General features: G+C 37.0%; 18 protein-coding genes. 14 read left to right on the top strand and 4 right to left on the bottom strand.

Annotation, left to right across the window (positions count from 1 at the left end; translation table 11 throughout):
• The first annotated feature begins 9 nt into the window (after positions 1–9).
• The 8 genes from ACJ5H0_RS22565 (at position 10) to ACJ5H0_RS22530 (ending at position 9,487) form a co-directional block, all read left to right on the top strand.
• Positions 10–1,485, top strand: coding sequence for a SusD/RagB family nutrient-binding outer membrane lipoprotein (locus ACJ5H0_RS22565; protein WP_411252120.1), 1,476 nt, complete (start codon positions 10–12; stop codon positions 1,483–1,485).
• A gap of 81 nt (positions 1,486–1,566) precedes the next feature.
• Positions 1,567–3,771 carry a phosphocholine-specific phospholipase C gene (locus tag ACJ5H0_RS22560; protein ID WP_411252119.1) on the top strand — a complete coding sequence of 735 codons (2,205 nt, stop codon included), beginning with the start codon at positions 1,567–1,569 and terminating at the stop codon, positions 3,769–3,771.
• The gene (locus ACJ5H0_RS22555; RefSeq protein WP_411252118.1) at positions 3,740–3,916 is read left to right on the top strand and encodes a hypothetical protein; all 177 of its coding nucleotides are present in this window, start codon (positions 3,740–3,742) and stop codon (positions 3,914–3,916) included. Before ACJ5H0_RS22560 ends, ACJ5H0_RS22555 begins: the two co-directional genes overlap by 32 nt.
• A 281-nt stretch (positions 3,917–4,197) precedes the next feature.
• Positions 4,198–4,776, top strand: coding sequence for a hypothetical protein (locus ACJ5H0_RS22550; RefSeq protein WP_273649843.1), 579 nt, complete (start codon positions 4,198–4,200; stop codon positions 4,774–4,776).
• 96 nt (positions 4,777–4,872) lie between these two features.
• Positions 4,873–5,673, top strand: a complete 801-nt coding sequence (locus ACJ5H0_RS22545) for a WxL protein host-binding domain-containing protein (protein WP_273649844.1) — start codon at positions 4,873–4,875, stop codon at positions 5,671–5,673.
• Entirely contained in the window at positions 5,666–8,422 is a 2,757-nt protein-coding gene (locus ACJ5H0_RS22540) for a COG1470 family protein (RefSeq protein WP_411252117.1), read from the top strand. The genes ACJ5H0_RS22545 and ACJ5H0_RS22540 overlap by 8 nt, the downstream gene beginning before the upstream one ends.
• Entirely contained in the window at positions 8,419–8,949 is a 531-nt protein-coding gene (locus ACJ5H0_RS22535) for a hypothetical protein (RefSeq protein WP_273649848.1), read from the top strand. The genes ACJ5H0_RS22540 and ACJ5H0_RS22535 overlap by 4 nt, the downstream gene beginning before the upstream one ends.
• 22 nt (positions 8,950–8,971) lie before the next feature.
• Positions 8,972–9,487, top strand: a complete 516-nt coding sequence (locus ACJ5H0_RS22530) for a hypothetical protein (RefSeq protein ID WP_228457001.1) — start codon at positions 8,972–8,974, stop codon at positions 9,485–9,487.
• 55 nt (positions 9,488–9,542) lie between these two features.
• Here the strand turns inward: ACJ5H0_RS22530 and ACJ5H0_RS22525 are convergent, their stop codons facing one another.
• The 4 genes from ACJ5H0_RS22525 to ACJ5H0_RS22510 all read right to left on the bottom strand — a co-directional run bounded on the left by ACJ5H0_RS22525 (position 9,543) and on the right by ACJ5H0_RS22510 (position 15,174).
• Positions 9,543–11,444: a SusD/RagB family nutrient-binding outer membrane lipoprotein gene (locus ACJ5H0_RS22525; protein WP_273649850.1), complete on the bottom strand. Its 1,902-nt coding sequence runs from the start codon at positions 11,442–11,444 to the stop codon at positions 9,543–9,545.
• A 10-nt stretch (positions 11,445–11,454) separates the two neighbouring features.
• Positions 11,455–12,345 (bottom strand): hypothetical protein, encoded by an 891-nt coding sequence (locus ACJ5H0_RS22520; RefSeq protein ID WP_411252116.1) that lies wholly within the window; start codon positions 12,343–12,345, stop codon positions 11,455–11,457.
• Entirely contained in the window at positions 12,296–14,356 is a 2,061-nt protein-coding gene (locus ACJ5H0_RS22515) for a SusC/RagA family TonB-linked outer membrane protein (protein WP_411252115.1), read from the bottom strand. Before ACJ5H0_RS22515 ends, ACJ5H0_RS22520 begins: the two co-directional genes overlap by 50 nt.
• A 224-nt stretch (positions 14,357–14,580) precedes the next feature.
• Positions 14,581–15,174: a PadR family transcriptional regulator gene (locus ACJ5H0_RS22510; RefSeq protein WP_411252114.1), complete on the bottom strand. Its 594-nt coding sequence runs from the start codon at positions 15,172–15,174 to the stop codon at positions 14,581–14,583.
• A gap of 251 nt (positions 15,175–15,425) precedes the next feature.
• Between ACJ5H0_RS22510 and ACJ5H0_RS22505 the strand changes: the two genes are divergently transcribed.
• From ACJ5H0_RS22505 to ACJ5H0_RS22480, 6 genes are all read left to right on the top strand, one after another.
• Positions 15,426–16,508, top strand: a complete 1,083-nt coding sequence (locus ACJ5H0_RS22505) for a cupin domain-containing protein (RefSeq protein ID WP_306614850.1) — start codon at positions 15,426–15,428, stop codon at positions 16,506–16,508.
• A gap of 36 nt (positions 16,509–16,544) precedes the next feature.
• Entirely contained in the window at positions 16,545–17,060 is a 516-nt protein-coding gene (locus tag ACJ5H0_RS22500; protein ID WP_411252113.1) for a fumarylacetoacetate hydrolase family protein, read from the top strand.
• Complete coding sequence (locus ACJ5H0_RS22495; RefSeq protein ID WP_411252112.1) at positions 17,029–17,433, top strand: fumarylacetoacetate hydrolase family protein; 405 nt, start codon at positions 17,029–17,031, stop codon at positions 17,431–17,433. Before ACJ5H0_RS22500 ends, ACJ5H0_RS22495 begins: the two co-directional genes overlap by 32 nt.
• 45 nt (positions 17,434–17,478) lie before the next feature.
• Positions 17,479–17,961 carry a DinB family protein gene (locus ACJ5H0_RS22490; protein WP_411252111.1) on the top strand — a complete coding sequence of 161 codons (483 nt, stop codon included), beginning with the start codon at positions 17,479–17,481 and terminating at the stop codon, positions 17,959–17,961.
• Between the two features lie 35 nt (positions 17,962–17,996).
• A complete protein-coding gene (locus tag ACJ5H0_RS22485; RefSeq protein WP_172280985.1) occupies positions 17,997–19,289 on the top strand; it encodes a spinster family MFS transporter in 1,293 nt (430 codons plus the stop codon).
• Positions 19,290–19,470: 181 nt separating this feature from the next.
• A complete protein-coding gene (locus tag ACJ5H0_RS22480) occupies positions 19,471–20,025 on the top strand; it encodes a hypothetical protein (protein WP_411252110.1) in 555 nt (184 codons plus the stop codon).
• Positions 20,026–20,261: the final 236 nt, after the last annotated feature.

Below are 20,261 nucleotides of genomic sequence, written 5' to 3'. Positions count from 1 at the left end.
TCAGTCAAAATGAAAAATATTATAAAATCATTAATTGTTATAGGAGCATTCGCCCTTACATCATGCGAAAGCAACCTTGATAAAATCAATGAAAATCCAAATGATCAGGCTACTATTGATCCTAAATCTCTTTTAACTTACGTTTCACAGTCTGCTTTCCAGGTAAATGGTGATAATATGTATGCTTCAAGGATGATGATCGGAATAGACGGAGAAAATGTTTATCAATACATGAAATGGAACGACTCATCTTTTGAGATCTATTCCAATGGTCTTCTTAATACGGTTAAAATGATGCAGGAGGCTGAGAGAATCAATAATAAAAATTATATCGCGATCGGTAAATTTTTCAGAGCTTATTATTTTTTCAACTTAAGTTTAAAGTCCGGAAGCATCCCTTATTCTGAAGCAGTAAAAGGAGAGTCTGGAATTACCCAGCCTAAATATGATAGTCAGGAAGCCGTAATGTCCGGAATATTAACAGAATTAAAAGAGGCCAATGACCTTATTAACAGCAACGATAAGATAGAAGGTGATATTATTTATCAGGGAGATGCAACGAAGTGGAAAAAACTGATTAACTCTTTTCGTCTTAAGATTTTAATTACCCTTTCTAAAAAAACTACTGTAGGGAATTATAATATTGCCACAGAATTTGCCTCTATTGCAGGAAGCCAGCCTTTGATGTCTTCTATTACGGATAATGGAGAGCTTAAATTTGCAGATGCCGCTGACAGCAGATACACAATGTTTAATAACAGTGGTTACGGTTCAAGTTTGTATATGGCCGATTATTTTATTAATTTCTTTAAAAACAGACAGGATCCAAGACTATTCACATTTGCTGCCCAAACTACTGCAGCAAAAGAGGCAGGAAAACCTATTACTGATTTTACGGGATATAATGGAGGAAATCCTGTTTCCCCATATTCTGATAACGCTGCATTAGTGGCTGCAAAAAATATCTCCAAAATCAATGATCGGTTTTATAAAGATCCGACGAATGAACCTTCTTCGGTATTGAGTTATTCCGAGCTGGAATTTATTCTGGCAGAGGCCACTGCAAGAGGGTGGATTTCAGGATCTGCAAAAACACATTATGCCAATGGGATTAAAGCAAGTTTCAGTTTTTATCAGACATATGTAAAAAATCCAAATCTTTATTTTTCAGGATTTAATGTGAATAATTATTTAGCTACTCCTTTAGTGGCATATGATAATTCCGCATCGTTATCCAGCCAACTGGAAAGAATTATGACCCAGAAGTACATGACGATGTTCCACCAGTCACAATGGACATCTTATTATGATTATCTGAGAACCGGCTATCCCAATTATCCTTTACAAACTGGGGTTGCTGCACCTTTACGATTCCGATATCCTCAAAGTGAGTATAACTACAACAGTGTAAACCTGAAAGCCGCATTAGCAGCTCAATATGGAGGAACAGATAATATCAATTCCAAACCTTGGTGGTTACAATAAAACTCTAACATTTTTAATTTACTTGAAAGAAATCGCGAGAAATACTTTTATCTTGCGGTTTCTTTCTTATTTTATTTCAGCATGAACAGAAAAGAATTTTTACAGAAATCAGGTTTGTTACTGGCAGGTCTAGGAACTTCAAGTGTTTTGCACCCTTCTATTTTAAAAGCGCTCACAATAGAACCCGCTGCCTTGTCTACATTTTATGACGCCGAACATGTGGTTATTCTGATGCAGGAAAACCGCTCATTTGATCACGCCTTTGGATCATTGAAAGGGGTAAGAGGATTCCTTGATAAAAAAGCATTTGTAAAACAAGACGGACATTCTGTTTTTTTCCAGAAAGGAAATGACGGAAAGTACGCTGCTCCGGCACGTTTAGACTTAAGAAATACGAAATCCACATGGATGAGCTCATTACCTCACTCCTGGTCCGACCAGCAGAAAGCTTTTAACAAAGGAAAATATGATCAATGGTTACAGTTTAAGGCTTCTGGAAATAAAGATTACAAGAATATACCCCTGACATTGGGGTATTATAATCGTGAGGATCTTCCCTTCTATTACCAGCTTGCAGATGCATTTACCGTATTCGATCAATATTTCTGCTCATCGCTTACCGGCACAACACCGAACAGGCTTTTTCATTGGTCAGGTACTTTAAGAGAGCAACAAAACGGCAAAGTAAAAGCAAATGTTTATAATGAAAATATTGATTATGACAGCAACCGACAGGCAAGATGGAAAAGCTTTCCGGAAATACTGGAAGAACAAAATGTTTCATGGAAAATATATCAGAATGAAATCAGTCTTCCAAAAGGAATGTCCGGCGAACAGGAAGCCTGGCTGAGCAATTTTACAGACAATCCCATCGAATGGTTTTCGGCATTCAACGTAAAATTCTCTAAAGGATATTATAAGCATATTCCCCATATGATCAGCTACCTGCAGAAGGAAATCGAGAAGAATCCTAATCAGAAAGAAAGATTGGAGAGACTTATAGCTGAACTGAAGGAAGATCAGGTAAAGTACCATCCTGATAACTATGCAAAACTATCCCAAAGGGAAAAAAACCTTCATGAAAAAGCATTTACCAATAATTCAGGAGACCCTGATTTCTGGAATCTGGAAACAGGAAATGATGAACATGGAGAAAAACTAGTAGTTCCTAAAGGAGATGTATTATTTCAGTTCCGTAAGGACGTTGAAGAGAAAAAGCTTCCTTTGGTTTCATGGCTGGTTGCTCCGGAACACTTTTCGGACCATCCGGGATCACCTTGGTATGGGGCATGGTATATTTCTGAAGTTCTAAATATCTTGACGAAGGATCCTGAAACCTGGAAAAAAACCATTTTTATAATCAATTATGATGAAAATGACGGATATTTTGATCATGTTTTACCCTTTTCTCCGCCACTAAATCCAAGTCAGCCGGTAGACATGAATGGAAAAGAAGGAGTAGAATATGTTAATAAAGATCAGGAATATATGTTATCATCTCAATTGAGAGATTATGAACGTATTGAAGGAACAGTTGGACTTGGTTACAGGGTTCCGATGATCATTGCTTCCCCATGGACAAAAGGAGGTTTTGTAAATTCTGAGGTTTCCGATCATACTTCTGTATTACAGTTTCTTGAGAAATTCATCAGGAAAAAATTCAGTAAAGATGTCACCATAGACAATATCAGTGACTGGAGACGAGCCATTTGTGGAGATTTGACTTCTGCTTTTAATGATTCAAATGTGACGGTCCCAAAAATGGATTATCTGAATCAAAAAGAATATACCAAAACCATTAATGCAGCCAAGAATAAGCCTGTTCCTGATCTGAAATGGCATTCTGAACATGAGCTATCTCATGCATTACTGGAAATTCAGGAGAGAGGGATAAAGCCATCCAATGCACTCCCTTACAATTACCATGTTAATCTCACAGATAACAGTATTAAAATGGAGAACCTAAAGGAGACAGGAGTTCCATTATTAATCTACGACAGAACAAAGCTAGATGATCATGGTAATTATTATTTTTCCTATGCTTTATACTCAAAACAAACATTGTCACACACTGTTTATCTGGATAATTATGATTATGAAGTTTTTGGACCCAATGGTTTCTTCAGGAAATTTAAAGGGATGCAGAAACCGGAAGTAGAGATACAAATGCTTAATGATACGAAAAATAATGAAGCTCAATTGATATTTAAAAAGAAGAAAAATGGAAATATCATGATGGATATAGAAGATCTGTATGAAAAGACCCGTAAAAAAAATTGCGCTTAGTAAAGATGAAGAAAAAATAACCCTTAACCTGAAAAAGAACAAAGGCTGGTATGACGTAAAAATAAGTTCATCCGGTCACATCTGGCACTTTTCAGGAAGAGTAGAGACAGGAAAAGTTTCTATTTCTGATCCACATTGGGCATAATTTCAATTGAAAATTTCAAAAAAATATATAAAAGTCTTACAGCATTGTGAGACTTTTTTCTTTTTCATTTTCTCAAATATTGAATTATTTTTTAATCGGATATAAAAAAATTAGGCATTATTATTAATAACAACAATCAAATAGTTCTCTATTTTGTGATAAAAATTCATTATGTTTCGCATTAGAAATGAGGAGGTAAGGAGTCATAAAAAAGATAAAATCTTTTATACTTTCTCTTTATTTTATTAACTTCACTTGAAAATTAATAATAACTAACTACCATGAAAAAATTCACACTTCCATTATCATTATCTTTAGTTGCGTTGGCCATTTCAGCCCATGTAAACGCACAAGATACCAACACCGACAATCACACCATTACGATTTCCGTTCCGGAAGTTGCGCTTGTTGATATTGAACCTGCGGCTACCAAAAATATTACTTTAGGATTTACAGCTCCTACAGAAGCTGGACAACCTATTGTTGCAAGCCCTGCCAATACAACACTTTGGCTTAACTACTCTTCAATAAAATCAGTTGCAGATCCATCCCGTAATGTTACCGTTCGATTAAATGCTTTAGTTCCCGGGATAGACATTCAAGTTACCGCAGCAGCGGCAACAGGTGCTGGTGCGGGAACATTAGGAACGCCATCAGCTCTGATTACATTAAGTGCAGCAGACCAGACAATTATCTCTGGGATCGGAAGTGCTTATACCGGAAATGGAGCTAATAACGGCCATAATCTTACGTATGCCCTTGCAGCAGGCAGTGGACCTGGCGGAGTTGCAGCTTACGCTGATCTACAAGCTACAGCGACAACTGTTGCTACTGTAACTTATACTATTTCGGACAATTAATATCTGAAAATACATATTTGAATAAGAAGAAATCGCTTTGTCAGTTTCTTCTTGTTCATCTATTGCATGATCTTCAACTTAAAATTTTTAATAAGAATGACAAAGCGAATCTTTCTTCTTACTTTCCTGATCTTACCTTACCTATTTTTGCATGCCGGTATCGTTGTGCTTAATGGGCTTTCGCATAATTACAAGGTAGAAAACGGACAGATTTACAAAGGAAAAATAGCCTTGCAAAACACCGGTGACAAACCTCAAAATGTGAAAATATTTTTACAGGACTTCAGTTACCAGTCAAATGGTTCTATCTACTATACAACTCCGCATACGAATGAAAGGACCAATACGGATTGGATAAGGCTTAATACAACCTTTCTTACTTTAAAGGCTAAGGAAAAAACAGAGGTCTTTTATGAAATTACCGTTCCTAATCAATTAAATTCTCCCGGTAGTTACTGGAGTGTTGTCATCGTTGAACCTGTAGATGAAATAAAACCGAGTGATAGTAAGCAGGGAATTAATATTACTTCTGTTGTAAGGTATGCCATCCAGATCATAACTGATTTTGATTCCGAAAAGGTAAAACCAGATCTAAAGTTTGAAAATATTAAAGTTGAAAAAGAAGAGGGCAGACAAATATTAAAAATTGCCATCGCCAACCAGGGAGCAATCTATTGCAGATCAACGGCTTCCGTTGAGATATACAACCGAAAGAATGGTGAGAAAATAGGAACATTTTCATCACAGGCAATGGGACTATTACCGCAAACCTCCAAATCCTTTCCTATTGATATCAGTAAAATGCCTCCCGATAAATATACTGCAGTCATCATTGCAACAGATGAAGATGAAAACGCATTTGCTATCAATGTGGAACTAGAAGTAAAAAATGACTAGAAATTGGGCCTTATATCTTTTCATACTATTCCCAGTACTTATTTTTTCACAAAAACAATCCAGAGAAATTGTCAATAAAAAAGATAGTATACTACCGGGAACGGCTTCTTCTATTTCTTTTTCCCTGGAAAATACGACTTCTCAGAATAAGGTTTATGATATTGTCATTGAAACTTCAAATCAATACATTATTCCCATTTTAAAGAAGAATCAAGTTTCAATTGCAGGCGACGAAACTTACCTATATCTGGTTCCATTGCGTATAGCCACAGAAACACCGCAGGGAAAATATACCATAACATTACGAGGTTTGGGAAGTGATAAAACCGATCAATTTATTAAAACGGCAGAAATAAATGTTCTCCCGGTCAGAAAGCTTTCAGTAACGGCAATCAATTCTCCGGAATTCGTAAAAGCAGGTGAAACCATCACCTCCTCTTTTCTACTTAAAAACAGTGGAAATGTTACTGAAAAACTGATCCTGGAAAGTAAAAATGCCGTGGTAAATCACGATGCAACTCTCCTTTTACCTCCAGGCGAAGCAAAAGTAATCAACATCAGTAAGGTCACAAATCCGGATCTGGGTAAAAATGAATATCAAAATCTTAATCTGTCCGTGTATTCAGTGGATCATCCGGCAGAAACCCAAACGGCTTACAGCAGTACGAAAATTATTTCTGTTAAACCTGGTGAAGATGATATATACCATCGTTTACCGGTTTCCGCCTCAATGGCTTTTATTGGAATGAAAAACAGAGGAGAATACCACGATGGCTTCCAGGGTGAATTGTATGGTAAAGGAACGCTGGATAAAGAAAATAAAGGGACATTGGAATTTCACGCTGTAACTTCCAACCCGGTTGAATTCAATTCCTTCACCCAATATGAGGAATATTTTATTAACTACAGACGGGATGAATTTTTTGTTCATCTGGGAGACAAGACCTATTCTTCCTCTTATCTTACCGAGTATGCACGATATGGCCGGGGAGCTGAAATTCGTTATAATTTCAAAAAGATCAGTATTGGAGGATTTTATAATCACCCTAGATTTTTCCGGGATATCAAAGATGAATTCAATGTATATTCTACATTCAGGCTTCATAAAGAATCTGAAATTACAGCAGGTTATTTGTACAAGATTCCAAGACCCGGTGAAACAAGTTTAAGTTTCAGTGGTCTCAGATTAGATTCTAACGCTCACCTTCCCTATGCTACCGGAAAATTCAAACTGAATAAAAATCTTGATGTTTCCGGTGAAGTAGCCTATAGCAAAACAGATCGAATGGAAGGAAATGCCTACATGGTTCAGCTTCTTGCCAGCTACACGAAAATCAACGGAAATCTGATGTATATGAAATCAAGTCCTGATTTTGCAGGATATTTCAGCAATACAAGCACATTTAACGGTAACATCCAGTATAAGATCTCCTCCAGGCTCAATGCATTTGCCAATTATGTTCAGGATGCCCGAAATTTTCAAAGAGATACTTTGTTTCTGGCAGCTCCTTACAGAAATTATTTTCAATATGGAATAAGCTACAGGTATCTTAAAAATGGTTCTATCATGCTATACAACGGATATCAGAAATATAAAGATCGTCTTGAACCAAGACAGTTTGACTATTATGAAAGATTCGTAAGGGTAAGTATCGATCAGCAGATTGGTATTTTTCAGGTCAATCTTCAGGGGCAATTTGGAAAGACAGATAATTACCTGAGTGGATTTAATGGAAATTCCAGCTTTTACACCGTAAATCTGGCTTTTGAAAAGCTGAAAACCTCCTTCAATGTATTTGGAAGTTACGCAATAACTTCCCGGTATCAGTTACAAGACCAGGAACAGATATACTACGGTGCCCGTGTTATAAGTAGATTCTCACCGAAAACAAATCTTAGTATTTTCTATCAGAATAACTATATCCCTGAAGAGTATTTTAATGACCGCAACCTTTTTGAGGTCTTATTTCATCAGCAGATTTTTCCGGGCCATGAATTTGATGTATCAGGTAGATATGCTTTGCAGAGAGGACAATTAGGAAACAAAGATTTTATTTTTTCATTACGATACACCTGGCGTCTGAATATGCCGGTACAAAAAACTGCAGAGTACACAACGCTATCTGGAAATATCGGAAATCTGGGAGTTAAAAAAGTGGAGGGCATAAGACTTACTATGGGAAATCATTTATCCATTACAGATAAAAACGGAAATTTCATTTTTAAAAATATAAATCCGGGAGACTATATTTTAGAAATCGACCGTTCAACCACTGACATTAATGATATTCCGGATATCAGCCTTCCTGCTACCGTATTGTTAACAAATAAAGAGAATATATTTAATTTTGGTTTAACCACTGCTGCCGCTATTCAGGGAGTTATTCAATTTAAGGAAACTACGGATCCCAATCAGCTCAGTTTTGCTCAGTTCCAGCTTAAGAAAGAGAAAAAAAGAAAAGAAAGCATTATTATTGAAGCTTCCAATGGAGACCAGACCTATCGTAAAATAGCTTATATAGGAGAAAATTTCGATTTCAACTATTTACGCCCTGGAGATTGGGACATTAAGTTGTATAGAAATGGCCTTGACAAACGATACAAAATATCAATGGATGCCTTTCATTTTACCTTACATCCTTCTGAAACAAAATCCCTTGTTATTGATGTCGTAAAGCAGCAAACCGAAATTAAGTATCAAAAAGAAAGCATAAAAGTAGGATATAATACCATAAAAAAACAAAAATGAGATCACTATCAGCCTTATTTTATGTGATATTTATTTCAATAATTTCAATATCTGGCAAAGCTTTTTCCCAGATCTCAGTTGCTGCGACATTACCTATTGTAACATTATTGGATATCGAACCTGCAGGAAATATCACATTAAGTTTTGTAGCCCCTACTGAAGCAGGCCTGCCTTTGGTAAATCCAGCAGTAAATACAACAAAATGGATCAACTATACTTCGGCCATCGCTGCTGGTGGCCTCACAAGGAGAGTCACAGCATCTGTTAACCAGGTAATTCCCGGAATCAATATAAGATTACAAGCTGCTGCTGCATCCGGCTCGGGTGGAGGCACATTGGGTACTCCAGCTGCACAGGTAACCTTAACCACAACAGCAGTTAATATCATTACAGGCATAGGAGGTGCATTTACCGGAAACGGAGCTAACAATGGACACAGACTAAGCATTAGCTTAGTTCCCAGTACTTATGGAAACATAACGAGTACCAATACTCCGGTAGTCATTACCTATACCATCACCGAATAAAAAAAAAGAAATGGAATACAATATGAATTTTTTAAAGAAAGGAAAACACGCTATAAGTAGTCTGTGTGTTTTTTTATTAATCATATTGACGGGCTCTGCTCATGCACAATCTTTAACGGTAGGTGGCAGCAACTGGACCGTAAGCATCCCTCCTATCACTGAAGCAGGAACAAATTATGCCGGAACGTATGAAAGTGCAACCAATCAAATTCTTCTGGCTGCAAGTGTCCCTTTATTACTTGGTACGGCTAAGGTAACGGTACGCTATATACCGGATCCCACATGGAATAATTCTCTGGTTTTAAATATAAGGAGAACAGGTAACGGAACCACAGTTTGCGTATTATGCTCCATCACCGGAGGTACAACTTACCAGGCTATTACCCAAGCTGATCTTGAATTATTCAGAATTACTGCTGTATTAGCTCTTGCCTCATATAGCAATATTCCTCTTCAATTGGAATTAACAGGAGTATCTGTAACAATTCCGGCTGCAACTTATAACGCAAGGATAGTTTTTACAATAGGACCGATATAATTTAAATAAAAATCCCTGCTCAAGGTCTGAACAGGGATAAAAAGAATTATTTTTATTAGTGTTTTGCCCACCATAGCGGAGTCAGTATAGCATCTTCTGCCCCTAAAAGCTGTACAGCTTTCTGATAGCCATCGGGATCCGAATTACGGAAGCTGCTTGGATACCTTAGTCTCTGAGGAAAATTCTTAATTGAATTCGTCATATAATTACCTGTTGTAATAGCTGGTAAGTTAACTAAGGGAGTTTCCACAGCCGGATTTTCAAAAAACGGCAATCCCAGCCTTCGGTGGTCATTCCATGATTCAAGCGGAAGCCACGGCATGTTAGCCAAATACTTTTGCGTAATGATTTTAGTTAATTTATCATTTTTAAATGCTCCATTTTTGTATATCGTATTAACAGGATAGTTAACAGAGACTGAGACCAAATTATTGGTCGCCGGATCTTTGTACTTCATTGTGTGTGTTGCTCCAGGTTCCGAAATATGACTGTATGCAACAGAAGTTCCGTCACGGTTATAATCGGTAGAAGCAATATACTGACCGTAAAATTGAGAAACCCCATTATAAGTAAAGCTATCCTGGATCCCTTTGTTATAGGCGGCTTCATCGCTCATTGGAGTTGACCATCCTTTCAAAGCAGCTTCTGCAATCAGGAAATAAGATTCCCAGCTCGCAAAAAATATCCTGGAATTAGCGCTTTCCCTGTATTGCTTACCCAACGCCGGTGCACGGCCAATTAATCCTCGTAATCCATTCCTTTGTCCTTTTTCGGCCCAGTTTCCAATAGTAAATGCATTCCAGGTATTGACTGCATTTACAGTAATGGTCGTATTATCTGAAAATTTCAGTTCTCCATAATTGGTTTTCGCATCGTTGGTATAAGTAGGATAAAGAGAATAAATAGGATTGTTGAAATCACCGGGAATGTAAAATGTTTTGTATGCCCTAGGATCCATTTTGTTCGGAATTCCATCCAGCCAATATCCTGCGGATGGATCATTAGTAAGTTTTGTAAACTGCTCATCATATCTTATTCCAATATAATCTTCGTCCCGTATTGCACTATGCTTATCAGCACTAAGTTGATCTGCAGAATTTATACCTCCTAATCCAACATATAGATTGTTAAGAGTAGCAGATAATAACTGTGAATTCCATTCACGCGACATCACACCGGTAAGAGCATCCCATCCCGGTTTTTCTGCGACACTAAAATTTTCGCTACTTACGCTTATAAAATTATTAGTTGCCACAGCCGCCTCAAATTCTGATTTTGCCTTAGCCGGATCTACTTCAGAAATTCTCATTGCTATTCTCATGCGAAGCGAATTGGCATATTTAACCCATAAATTCCATTTTAATTTATAGGCAAGATCATATTTTGAGATATTGTCCGCAGGCACCGGCTGATTAAGATCGATTTTGCCCACAGCATCTTTTAATTCCTCCAGGATATAGTAATATACTTCTTTTTCAGAATTAAAATCAGGATTAACTGCCTGAAATGCCTGGATCGGCTGAGGTCCGAAATTATCCGAAAACTCACTCATTAGATAGGCTCTCCATATACGGGCAACCTGAATCAAATTGTCATAATGAGGCAGCCCCTGACCCTTAGCTTTCTTTTCATTGGCAATTTGAATCGTAGCATTGGCATTATTCAGCCATTGTGAGATATACTTCCAATATTCCACACTCCACGCATCATTATCCGTACCGCCGGCTATACCCGTACTGAGATGCTGCCTTGCTGCTGTTTTCCAGTATAACACAAAAACTCTTTCTGCAATATTGGGATCTTGCTGTGCTCCTAAGATTGAACTGTTTAAAAAATATTCAGGCTGCACCTGATCAATATTGGCAGATAACGGATCTGTATTAATTTCTTCAAAATCTTTACATCCTGAAAATGCTACAAAAATTAATACGAGAAGTGTAATTATATATTTTTTCATGGGTATTGTATTAAAATCCTAAGGTTATGGTAAATAAATATGATCTCATGGTCGGAAAGGCAAGGTTTTCAAAACCTACCGCATTTGAACTTATAGCGAACACTGATTCGGGGTCAATTCCCTTTGCCTTACTATAGATCATCCAAACATTATTTGCTGTGAATGCCACTTTAGCGCTTTTTATCACAAACTTTTCAAACATTGTCTTTGGAAAGTTATAAGAAACCTGAATATTTCTTAGTCGTATGTTCGTTGCATCATAAATATTCTGTTCTGTAATACCTAAATTTCCTGTGGTAACCGCTTCCCAGTAATTCTGCTGTGTAATCTCTTTAGTGTTGGCTGTAAAGCCTCCATTATTTCCGGCAACGACTCCGTCCACTACAAAATTATCGCGTTTTCCGCCAGGTGCAGTATCTTTCGCTAAACCTGATTTTTGCAATGCTAATTGTGTTCCTGAGAAAAATTCTCCACCGATACGCCCGTCAATCTGAAAGGAAAGACCAAAATTTTTGTAAACAAAACTATTGGTAAAACCAAATAATGCTTTAGGAGACTGATTTCCCAAATAGAAAAGACCGGTTTCCTTTTGAGGCGCACCATTTCCATCTACGATCAGTTTACCAAAATAAGGACTGCTTGTATCTTCAACCCTCTTAAATTTGGAGCCGTATATAGCACCATATCTTCTTCCAACCTCTGCGAATATGCTTACATCATCAAATCCGCCAAGCGAATATTTAGTAACCTCTCCATCGATCTTATCAATTCTGCTTGTCATTTGGGAAAAATTGACATTCGTATTCCACGTAAAATCCTGTTTTTTAACAATATCCGTATTGAATACTACTTCAATTCCCTGATTCTGCAGACCTCCTGCATTGATCTTTTTTTTTCTCATACCCTGAAAGAGGATTCATTGGCAGGTTGATCAGCTGATCAGTTGCTTTGGTATTGTAATAACTGACATCCAGTGAAATCCGGTTAAATAATCGCAGATCCAGACCAACTTCAAATGTTTTAAGTTTTTCATTCCTTAAGTTCGGATCATATAAAATCTTTTTCCGATCTGCTGTTACGTTTCCGTTAGGATCTTTTTTAACTTCAAAAGTATTGTAAAGTTCATAGGCTTCCAGCGAGTTCCCAGTTACAGCATAAGAAGCTCTTACTTTAGCAAAAGATAAAAATTTGAGCTTAGTCCCGTTTATTTTTGCAAGCATATCGGTAATAACCAATGAAGTACTTATAGAAGGATAAAAATAAGACCGGTTTTCTACCGTAAGCGTTGATGACCAATCATTCCTTGCTGTAGCATTAATAAACCAATATCCATCATAATTTATCTCTGCCGCTGCAAAAGCTGAGTTGATTTTTTTATTTAAAATAACTTCCCGTATGTCGGGATTACCTACAGAATTATTGATATTAAAAAAGTTGGGAGAAGTCAGATTGGGAGCTGAAAGATAGATCGCATTTGTCCTTGTTTCCATCATTTGTCCATATATCGATAAGGAACCACCCCATTTTCCAATAATATTGTCCTTTTTGGCATTCAAACTCGTTATATAATTATTCTCATAAAACTTTTCCTGGCTTGTATTATAAGAATTATTCAGCCTGGATCCCGTCCATGTTTTCGCATTGGCATCCAAAGAATAAAAGTCCGTTCCTAAGCGAACATCCGCACTCAGCCAGTCATTGAATTGATATTTAAGATAGCCACTTAGCAAGAAGCGGTCTTTTTTATCTTCATTCAACCTATTGTAAGAAGCCCAATAAGGATTAACTCCGTTATTTGTTATCCATCTCTGCGTAACGTTATTCTCGGTCATTCCTTCTTTGTAATCTCTTATATCAATATTTCTCGGCATTAACAAGACACTACCATAAGTATTATTATCCAAACCTCCATTAGGACGATTATTTGCCTTGGTACTTATATACTGGATTTTCACATCAGTTGTCCATCTCTTTTGTGCCCCGAAATTAGAATTCATTTTAGCCATAAAATTCCATCTTTCATACTTCGAGTTGGGAACCTGACTATTGTCGTATAAATAATTTCCGGAAGTATATAAGTTTGTTTCCTCGCCCAGGTTTTCCTGAAAACTTATTGTATGTTGGACACTCGTACCTGTCCTGAAAAAACCTTTAAGGTTATCATAGACTTTCATATCTGTTCCATCGATCTGAGGTCCCCAGCTGTTTGTATTATCAAGATTACTTGGTAGATTTGGAAGTCCGTTGCTTCCCTGAGCAAAGTTACTTTGCAAGTCGGGCTTCATAAATATCTTTTCAAAACCTAAACTTGTGGAGTACGTGATGCCTACTCCTCCTTTCTTTTTGCCGGATTTCGTTGTGATGAGAATAACCCCGTTTCCAGCTCTTGCACCATATAATGCCGACGCAGCTCCTCCTTTAAGAACAGAAATAGTTTCGATATCGTCAGGGTTAATATCACTTAAACCATTTCCCATATCAGTATCCGGGTTCCACAAATCATTATTCTTTGCCCCGTCCTGGCTCCTGCCTTTTACTCCGGCTGAATTATTAATGGGAATACCATCCACGACAATTAAAGGCTGGCTATCTCCTTCAAAGGAATTGAATCCCCTGATATTGATTCTGGAAGATGAAGCTGGTCCAAATCCGCCCTTTACAACCTGAAGTCCCGCCACCTTACCTGTTAGTGCATTGGTGACATTGTTTTCCTTAGCGTCTACTAAAGCCTGTCCTTTAACATCCTGGAAAGAATATCCCAGAGATTTCTTCTCTTTTTTCACACCATATGCAGTAACAACTACTTCATCAATTTTTGAAGTTTTAATTGAATCTGTAGATTGTGCATAAAGCCCATTGAAACAAAAGAATACAGATTGTAGTAGACCAATCCTAAATAGTGTTTTATTCATATTATATTAATGTGATGTGACACAAACATAATATTTTAATACTATTTAACAAAGTAGCAAAATCTAAAAAGAGGAATTAATGTATAAATTTGAATCTAACACATTTATATTCAAATCAAAAAAATGACGACAAAGTGAAATATTCCACTATATTTTAACCGGAATATCGTGTTTCTGTTGCATTATAACAATTAGGAAAATCAGAATATTTACCTAACAGGCTTTTACAAATCATTTTCTGAAAAAAAAGAATAGGCAAATTGTCGAATTCGTTTTGCCTGTTCAACCTCAAACCTTGCCTTGGCAGCAATTTCACCATAAGCAAAAGCACGCGCCATCTGAATTTTTTTAAACTTCTCTTTTGGAGTAGATTCCGATCTCATTTTCATCAGCTTGTACTCATTGGTTTGTATTTTATAGGTAGCTTCTTCAAGCTGGCGTGCTCTTTTTTCAAATTTTTCAATATGTTTATCTATCACAGAAAGTGCCTGTTCTAAAGTACACTTTTCCATGTAAGAAGACCAAAGTAAAAAAGGCTCCCGAATGGGGATATATTGAATATCATCCTGAATCCAATCATCAAGCTCTTTTCGACCGGTGTCGGTAAGGGTATACTGCTCCACATTCATTTTTTCTCCCCTGATACTATTTTCAGTTTCTACCAGGTTGTTCTCTTTCATACTTTTAAGAGCATTATAAATCTGGCTAGCTGTAGCACTCCAAAACGGAACTACTGAAGTACTCAAATTTTGAGCAATTTCGTAACCTGTCATAGGGGCTATTTCCAACATAGACATAATGATGTGTTTGGTCGACATACAGATGTTTTATACAAATATACTCATTACAATTCTATTTTTTCATCAACCTCAAAATATTACTTTAAATACTATTTAAAAATAATAATACAAAAAGAATGCATTATCAAAATATTTAAATTTATTCAAATTTAATTTGGAATATTCATTTATTTATATCTAAATTTAACATCATCATATTATTTACATCATAAAAGCAATAATCCATATTTTGCAAAAACAAAGTAAAATAATATCATAAATACTATATTATGAAAGAAAAAGCAGCGTTATACTCCAAACTAAAAGAACAAAATCTAGTTCCTCTTTGGCTTGTCGAGCAAGATGTATTACCGCTACGGCCTAATCCGGCTGCAATCCCCTGGCTTTGGAAATGGGATCAACTTTATGAACTGGCAGCAACTTCCGGAAAGCTCGTAAATCTTGAAGAAGGAGGGGACCGACGTGCTTTAGGATTAAGCAATCCAGGGCTTAATGGAAAACCTTATGCCACTGAAACTTTATGGATGGCATTACAATGGTTAAATGGTAAAGAGATCGCTCCTCCACACCGCCATATTTCACAGGCCTCAAGATTCATTATCCGAAGCGAGGGTTCTTATAGTACAGTTGAAGGAAATAGAATCTTTTTGGAAAGAGGAGATTATGTACTTAATCCCCCTATGCTGTGGCACGACCATGGCTCTACCAATGATAAACATGCGATCTGGTTAGACGCTTTAGACATTCCGCTTACCAACTATCTCAATGCCAATTTTTTTGAATCCTACCATTTGGATCAACAGGAAATAACCAAAAAAATGAATGCGTCTGTACTGAAGCATGGCAATGGTAATTACCGTCCTTTATGGGAACCTTCTAATAATGAATATCCTCCGGTATCAGTTTTTAAATGGAAAGACACCCTAAAAGCACTTAATGATCTTAAAGAAGCAGATGAAGCGAGTCCTTATGATGATGTTGCCCTGGAATACGTCAATTCATTCAATGGAAAGGCAGTCATGAAAACCTTTGGTGCATCAATACAAATGATCCGTCCTAAAGTACATACCAAAGCCCATCGTCATGTTTCCAGCAATGTATACTATGTTTTTGAAGGAAATGGCTATTCAGTGATAGATGGGGTACAATTTAACTGGTCGGAAGGGGATTTCTTTGTGATTCCTACCTGGGCCTATCATGAACATTGTAACATTTCAGAGGATTCTGATGCAATCCTATTCTCCGTAAATGATACCCCGCTGATGCAGACACTCGATAAATACAGAGAAGAACCTTATCTCGAAAATGATGGTTATCAAACCGTTCGCGAAGTCTTTAAAAGTCCTCTCTAATTCTTCTAATCAATTTAAAATTTTAAAATACATCCAATGAAATTATTAATGTTTACCGTGGGCTCTTCACAGCCCAAATTCGGGGCTTTTGTTCAGGAAAAAATCATTGATCTTAATGAAATTGCCCGCCTGGCAAAGCTTTCCCTGCCTCCCAGTATACAAGAATCTCTAAAAAGCAGTTCCGGATTATCAGATGCTGAAAAAGTTATCCCATATGCTGTGGCAAACTGGAATCAACTTCCGGAAAATGCGATTTGGAAAGAAGATCAGATTGAATGGCTTCCTATAGTAGGATCTCCCGAAAAAATTGTATGTGTGGGACTGAATTATAAGCACCATATTATGGAAATGAAAAGAGAAATGCCTTCCACACCTGTATTATTTGCTAAAATGGCAACGACATTAAACGGACATAGACAAGATGTTCCGTATATAGACCTCTCTAATTCTTTAGATTATGAAGCAGAAATGGCTGTTATTATCGGTAAAAAAGGGAAAAATATAAAAAAAAGAGAATGCCTTGGAGTATGTAGCTGGGTATTCATGCTTTAATGATGTAACAGTACGTGAATATCAATTTAGAACTATTCAGTGGATGCAGGGAAAAAACTTTGATGGACATGGACCTATAGGCCCTATGCTGGTAACCCCCGACGAAATAGAAGATCTTGCTACTTCCAGAATTACCCTTCGACTCAATGGAGAAGTAATGCAGGAGTCTTTTATTGGTGATCTCATTTTTGATGTTCCCACCCTTATTGAAGCTATATCAGAAATCATGACCCTGAATCCCGGAGACATCATCGCCACTGGCACTCCCTCTGGTGTCGGATTTGGGAGAACTCCAAAAGTATTCATGCAAAGAGGAGATGTAGTGGAAGTAGAAATTACCAATATCGGCTTGCTACAAAATACTATTAAATAAATACGATTCTTAAAACATAAATCATGAGCAATACAACATTAACTCTTGAGGAGATCAAGGAATCTCTTCAACATTCCCAAAAAAAAATTTCTGAATCTGTTAGACGAAGTTGTTCCCATACAAAAGCTATATATAAGGCCTTCGAGCGAAGAGTGGTCTTGTGGTATTGTATTCTGGCATATTGGTGAAGCCCGGATTTTCTTTGTAAACGAAATTCAAAAAGTATTGGATGATCCTTCTATTTCTATTGGTAGAAAAATGGATAATCCAATTCGTTTAGCCAATATAGAAGAAGCGGATAAGACTCAACCATCACCAACAGAAATCCGGGACAGGTTGGAAAAAAGCTATACCGAAATTACCCGTTTATTTGAAAAGCTGACCCCTTCCGACCTAGAAAAGGAAATTCAGCATATGAATCCTAAATTCGGATTAATGAAAGTTAGGGATTTTATTGATCATTTTATCGTTGAGCATGATGCTATCCACGTTGCCCAAATTAACAGGGTCGTGAGTCAGATCAACTAGGGATATAATATATTCACATAAAAAATAAAACTTATATGGACTCTCAAATTTCTGAGCATAAAAGGCTGGGGCAAACCCAGCCTAATTATGCACTACTATTACTGACTCTGGTATTTGCGCTAGGGTTATTGGACCGGGTAATTTTCAATGTACTTTTGGACCCTATCAGAGAGGAATTCCACCTATCAGACACTGTGATGGGTTTATTATCAGGCTTCGCTTTCGTTGCATTTTATTCTGCCATGACCTTTCCCGTTGCAAGACTTGCCGACCGATATAACAGAAGGAATATTGTGGTTACAGGACTTACTATATGGAGTGCCATGACTGCTTTTAGCGGACTTGTGGCTAATACTCTTCAGCTTACTATTGCCAGGATCATGGTTGGCTTTGGAGAGTCAATGGGGTCTGCTCCTGGTCATTCTCTTCTTTCCGATTTTTTCCCGAAAGAAAAGCGTCCTAAAGCTTTCAGCATTTATTCCGGAGGTCTTCACATTGGAATACTGTTAGGCTATATCATTGCTGGTCTTGTAGGCCAAATGTTGGGATGGCGTTATGCCTTCTTTTTTGCCGGAGCACCCGGACTTATACTTGCTCTCATTATCCGTTTAACAATGAAAGAACCATTACGAGGCAGCTCAGAAGAACATTACAAACTAAAAGAGCTTGGAATTCCTTTAAAAGAAGCCCTTAAAGACATTTTTAGCCGGCAAAGTTATCTTCTTGTACTCATCGCAACCACTATGGGAGCTTTCGTGATTTATGCATTAAGTACGTGGGAAGCAACTTTCCTCAGAAGAATTTATCACTTTAATGGAAAACAAATAGGATTGATTGTAGGAGTGGTGAAAGGGGGAACGGGTCTTGCAGGTGCCTTTCTTGGAGGATGGCTTTCTAATACCTTTGGAAAGAAAGATTATAAATATATCTTACAAATCCCAGCTATAGCAACATTTTTATGTGCCGCCTTTTCTCTTGTATTCCTATTTTCCACAAATGCTGCTATGGCCATTATAGGACTCGGTATGACAACATTTTTTCTCGCATTTCATATTGGAGTATCATGGGGTGTAGCTCAGACAGTCACACGTGTTGAAGTACGTACACTGGCTGCCGCAATATTAACCATTTCCTGCAACTTTATCGGTCATGGATTTGGCAGTTCTGTCCCAGGCTTTTTCAATGATCTTTTGTCTGAAACATATAGTGTTAATGCCATACGCTATTCATTGTTATCTGCAACAGGTGTAGCATTGCTAGCAAGTATCATTTATTGGAAAGCTTCAGGGCTTCTAAGAAAAGACATTAATACAATAGAACAAAGATAGATTTATTCTTACTGTTTTTGATACAACCTATTTTAATTGTTCATTTTAAAACTTATATCTCTATGCTGTATTCGTATAAAAAAAAATTTCAGCTATTGCCTTTTACTTTTATCATACTTATTTCACGCACAAATCACCAATGATAGTATCCCATCTCCACCGATAATTCAAACAGAGATTGATGCAGGTTATAGAAAAATACTGCTGTCCACAATTGTTACAAAAAAAAATTGATAGACAGAAGAAATTTAATTTTCTTAACATAACAGCTGTACACAGCTTCTATACTAAAGATGATCGCCGTTTTGATGAAGTATTTAGTAATATGGCTGTAACCTATAATTACGCAGGTCCTTTTGCGGCGGGTGCCGGAATGAAATTCGTTAATACTACCGGAATTACTCCTTTTCTAACAGCACAATATTCCAAACGTACTCCACGATTATCCGCTATAATACTTCTTTCTTACATGGTAATCAATATTCCTTTGCGGGAAGCTATTGTAATGATCAATTATCGGTATCCAATCAATCGAGATTATCAGCTCTTTACCCAGCTACTGGCCACTACCAGCTGGTTAGATTTTAAACTACACCGTAGAAGTCAGCAACAATTTCGGATAGGATTGGACAACAAAGCCTTTCAATATGGACTTGCTATAGATTTTGATCAGTATGGCTTAAACCCTGTAACCAAAACCAATGTTGGATTGTTTCTTCGAAAAGAGTTTAGATAGCTAGCATTAATAATAAATGATGATTGATAAATGATGATTGATCTTTTATCATTTATAATTCATCAATGATCATTTATCTTTTATTGCTATGGTATAGTAGGTATAGATATGTATAGGTATAGTTATAAAACAAAAAAGTCTCATACAAATTCATGTATGAGACTTTTAATAAAAACTGGCGGCGACCTACTCTCCCGCTTGTCGCAGTACCATCGGCGCTGGTGGGCTTAACTTCT

Origin of the sequence: Chryseobacterium proteolyticum (genome assembly GCF_046591535.1) — a bacterium.
Classification (GTDB): domain Bacteria; phylum Bacteroidota; class Bacteroidia; order Flavobacteriales; family Weeksellaceae; genus Chryseobacterium; species Chryseobacterium proteolyticum.
Note: the sequence above shows the minus strand (reverse complement) of the source record. Positions and strands in the feature narration are given on the sequence as shown.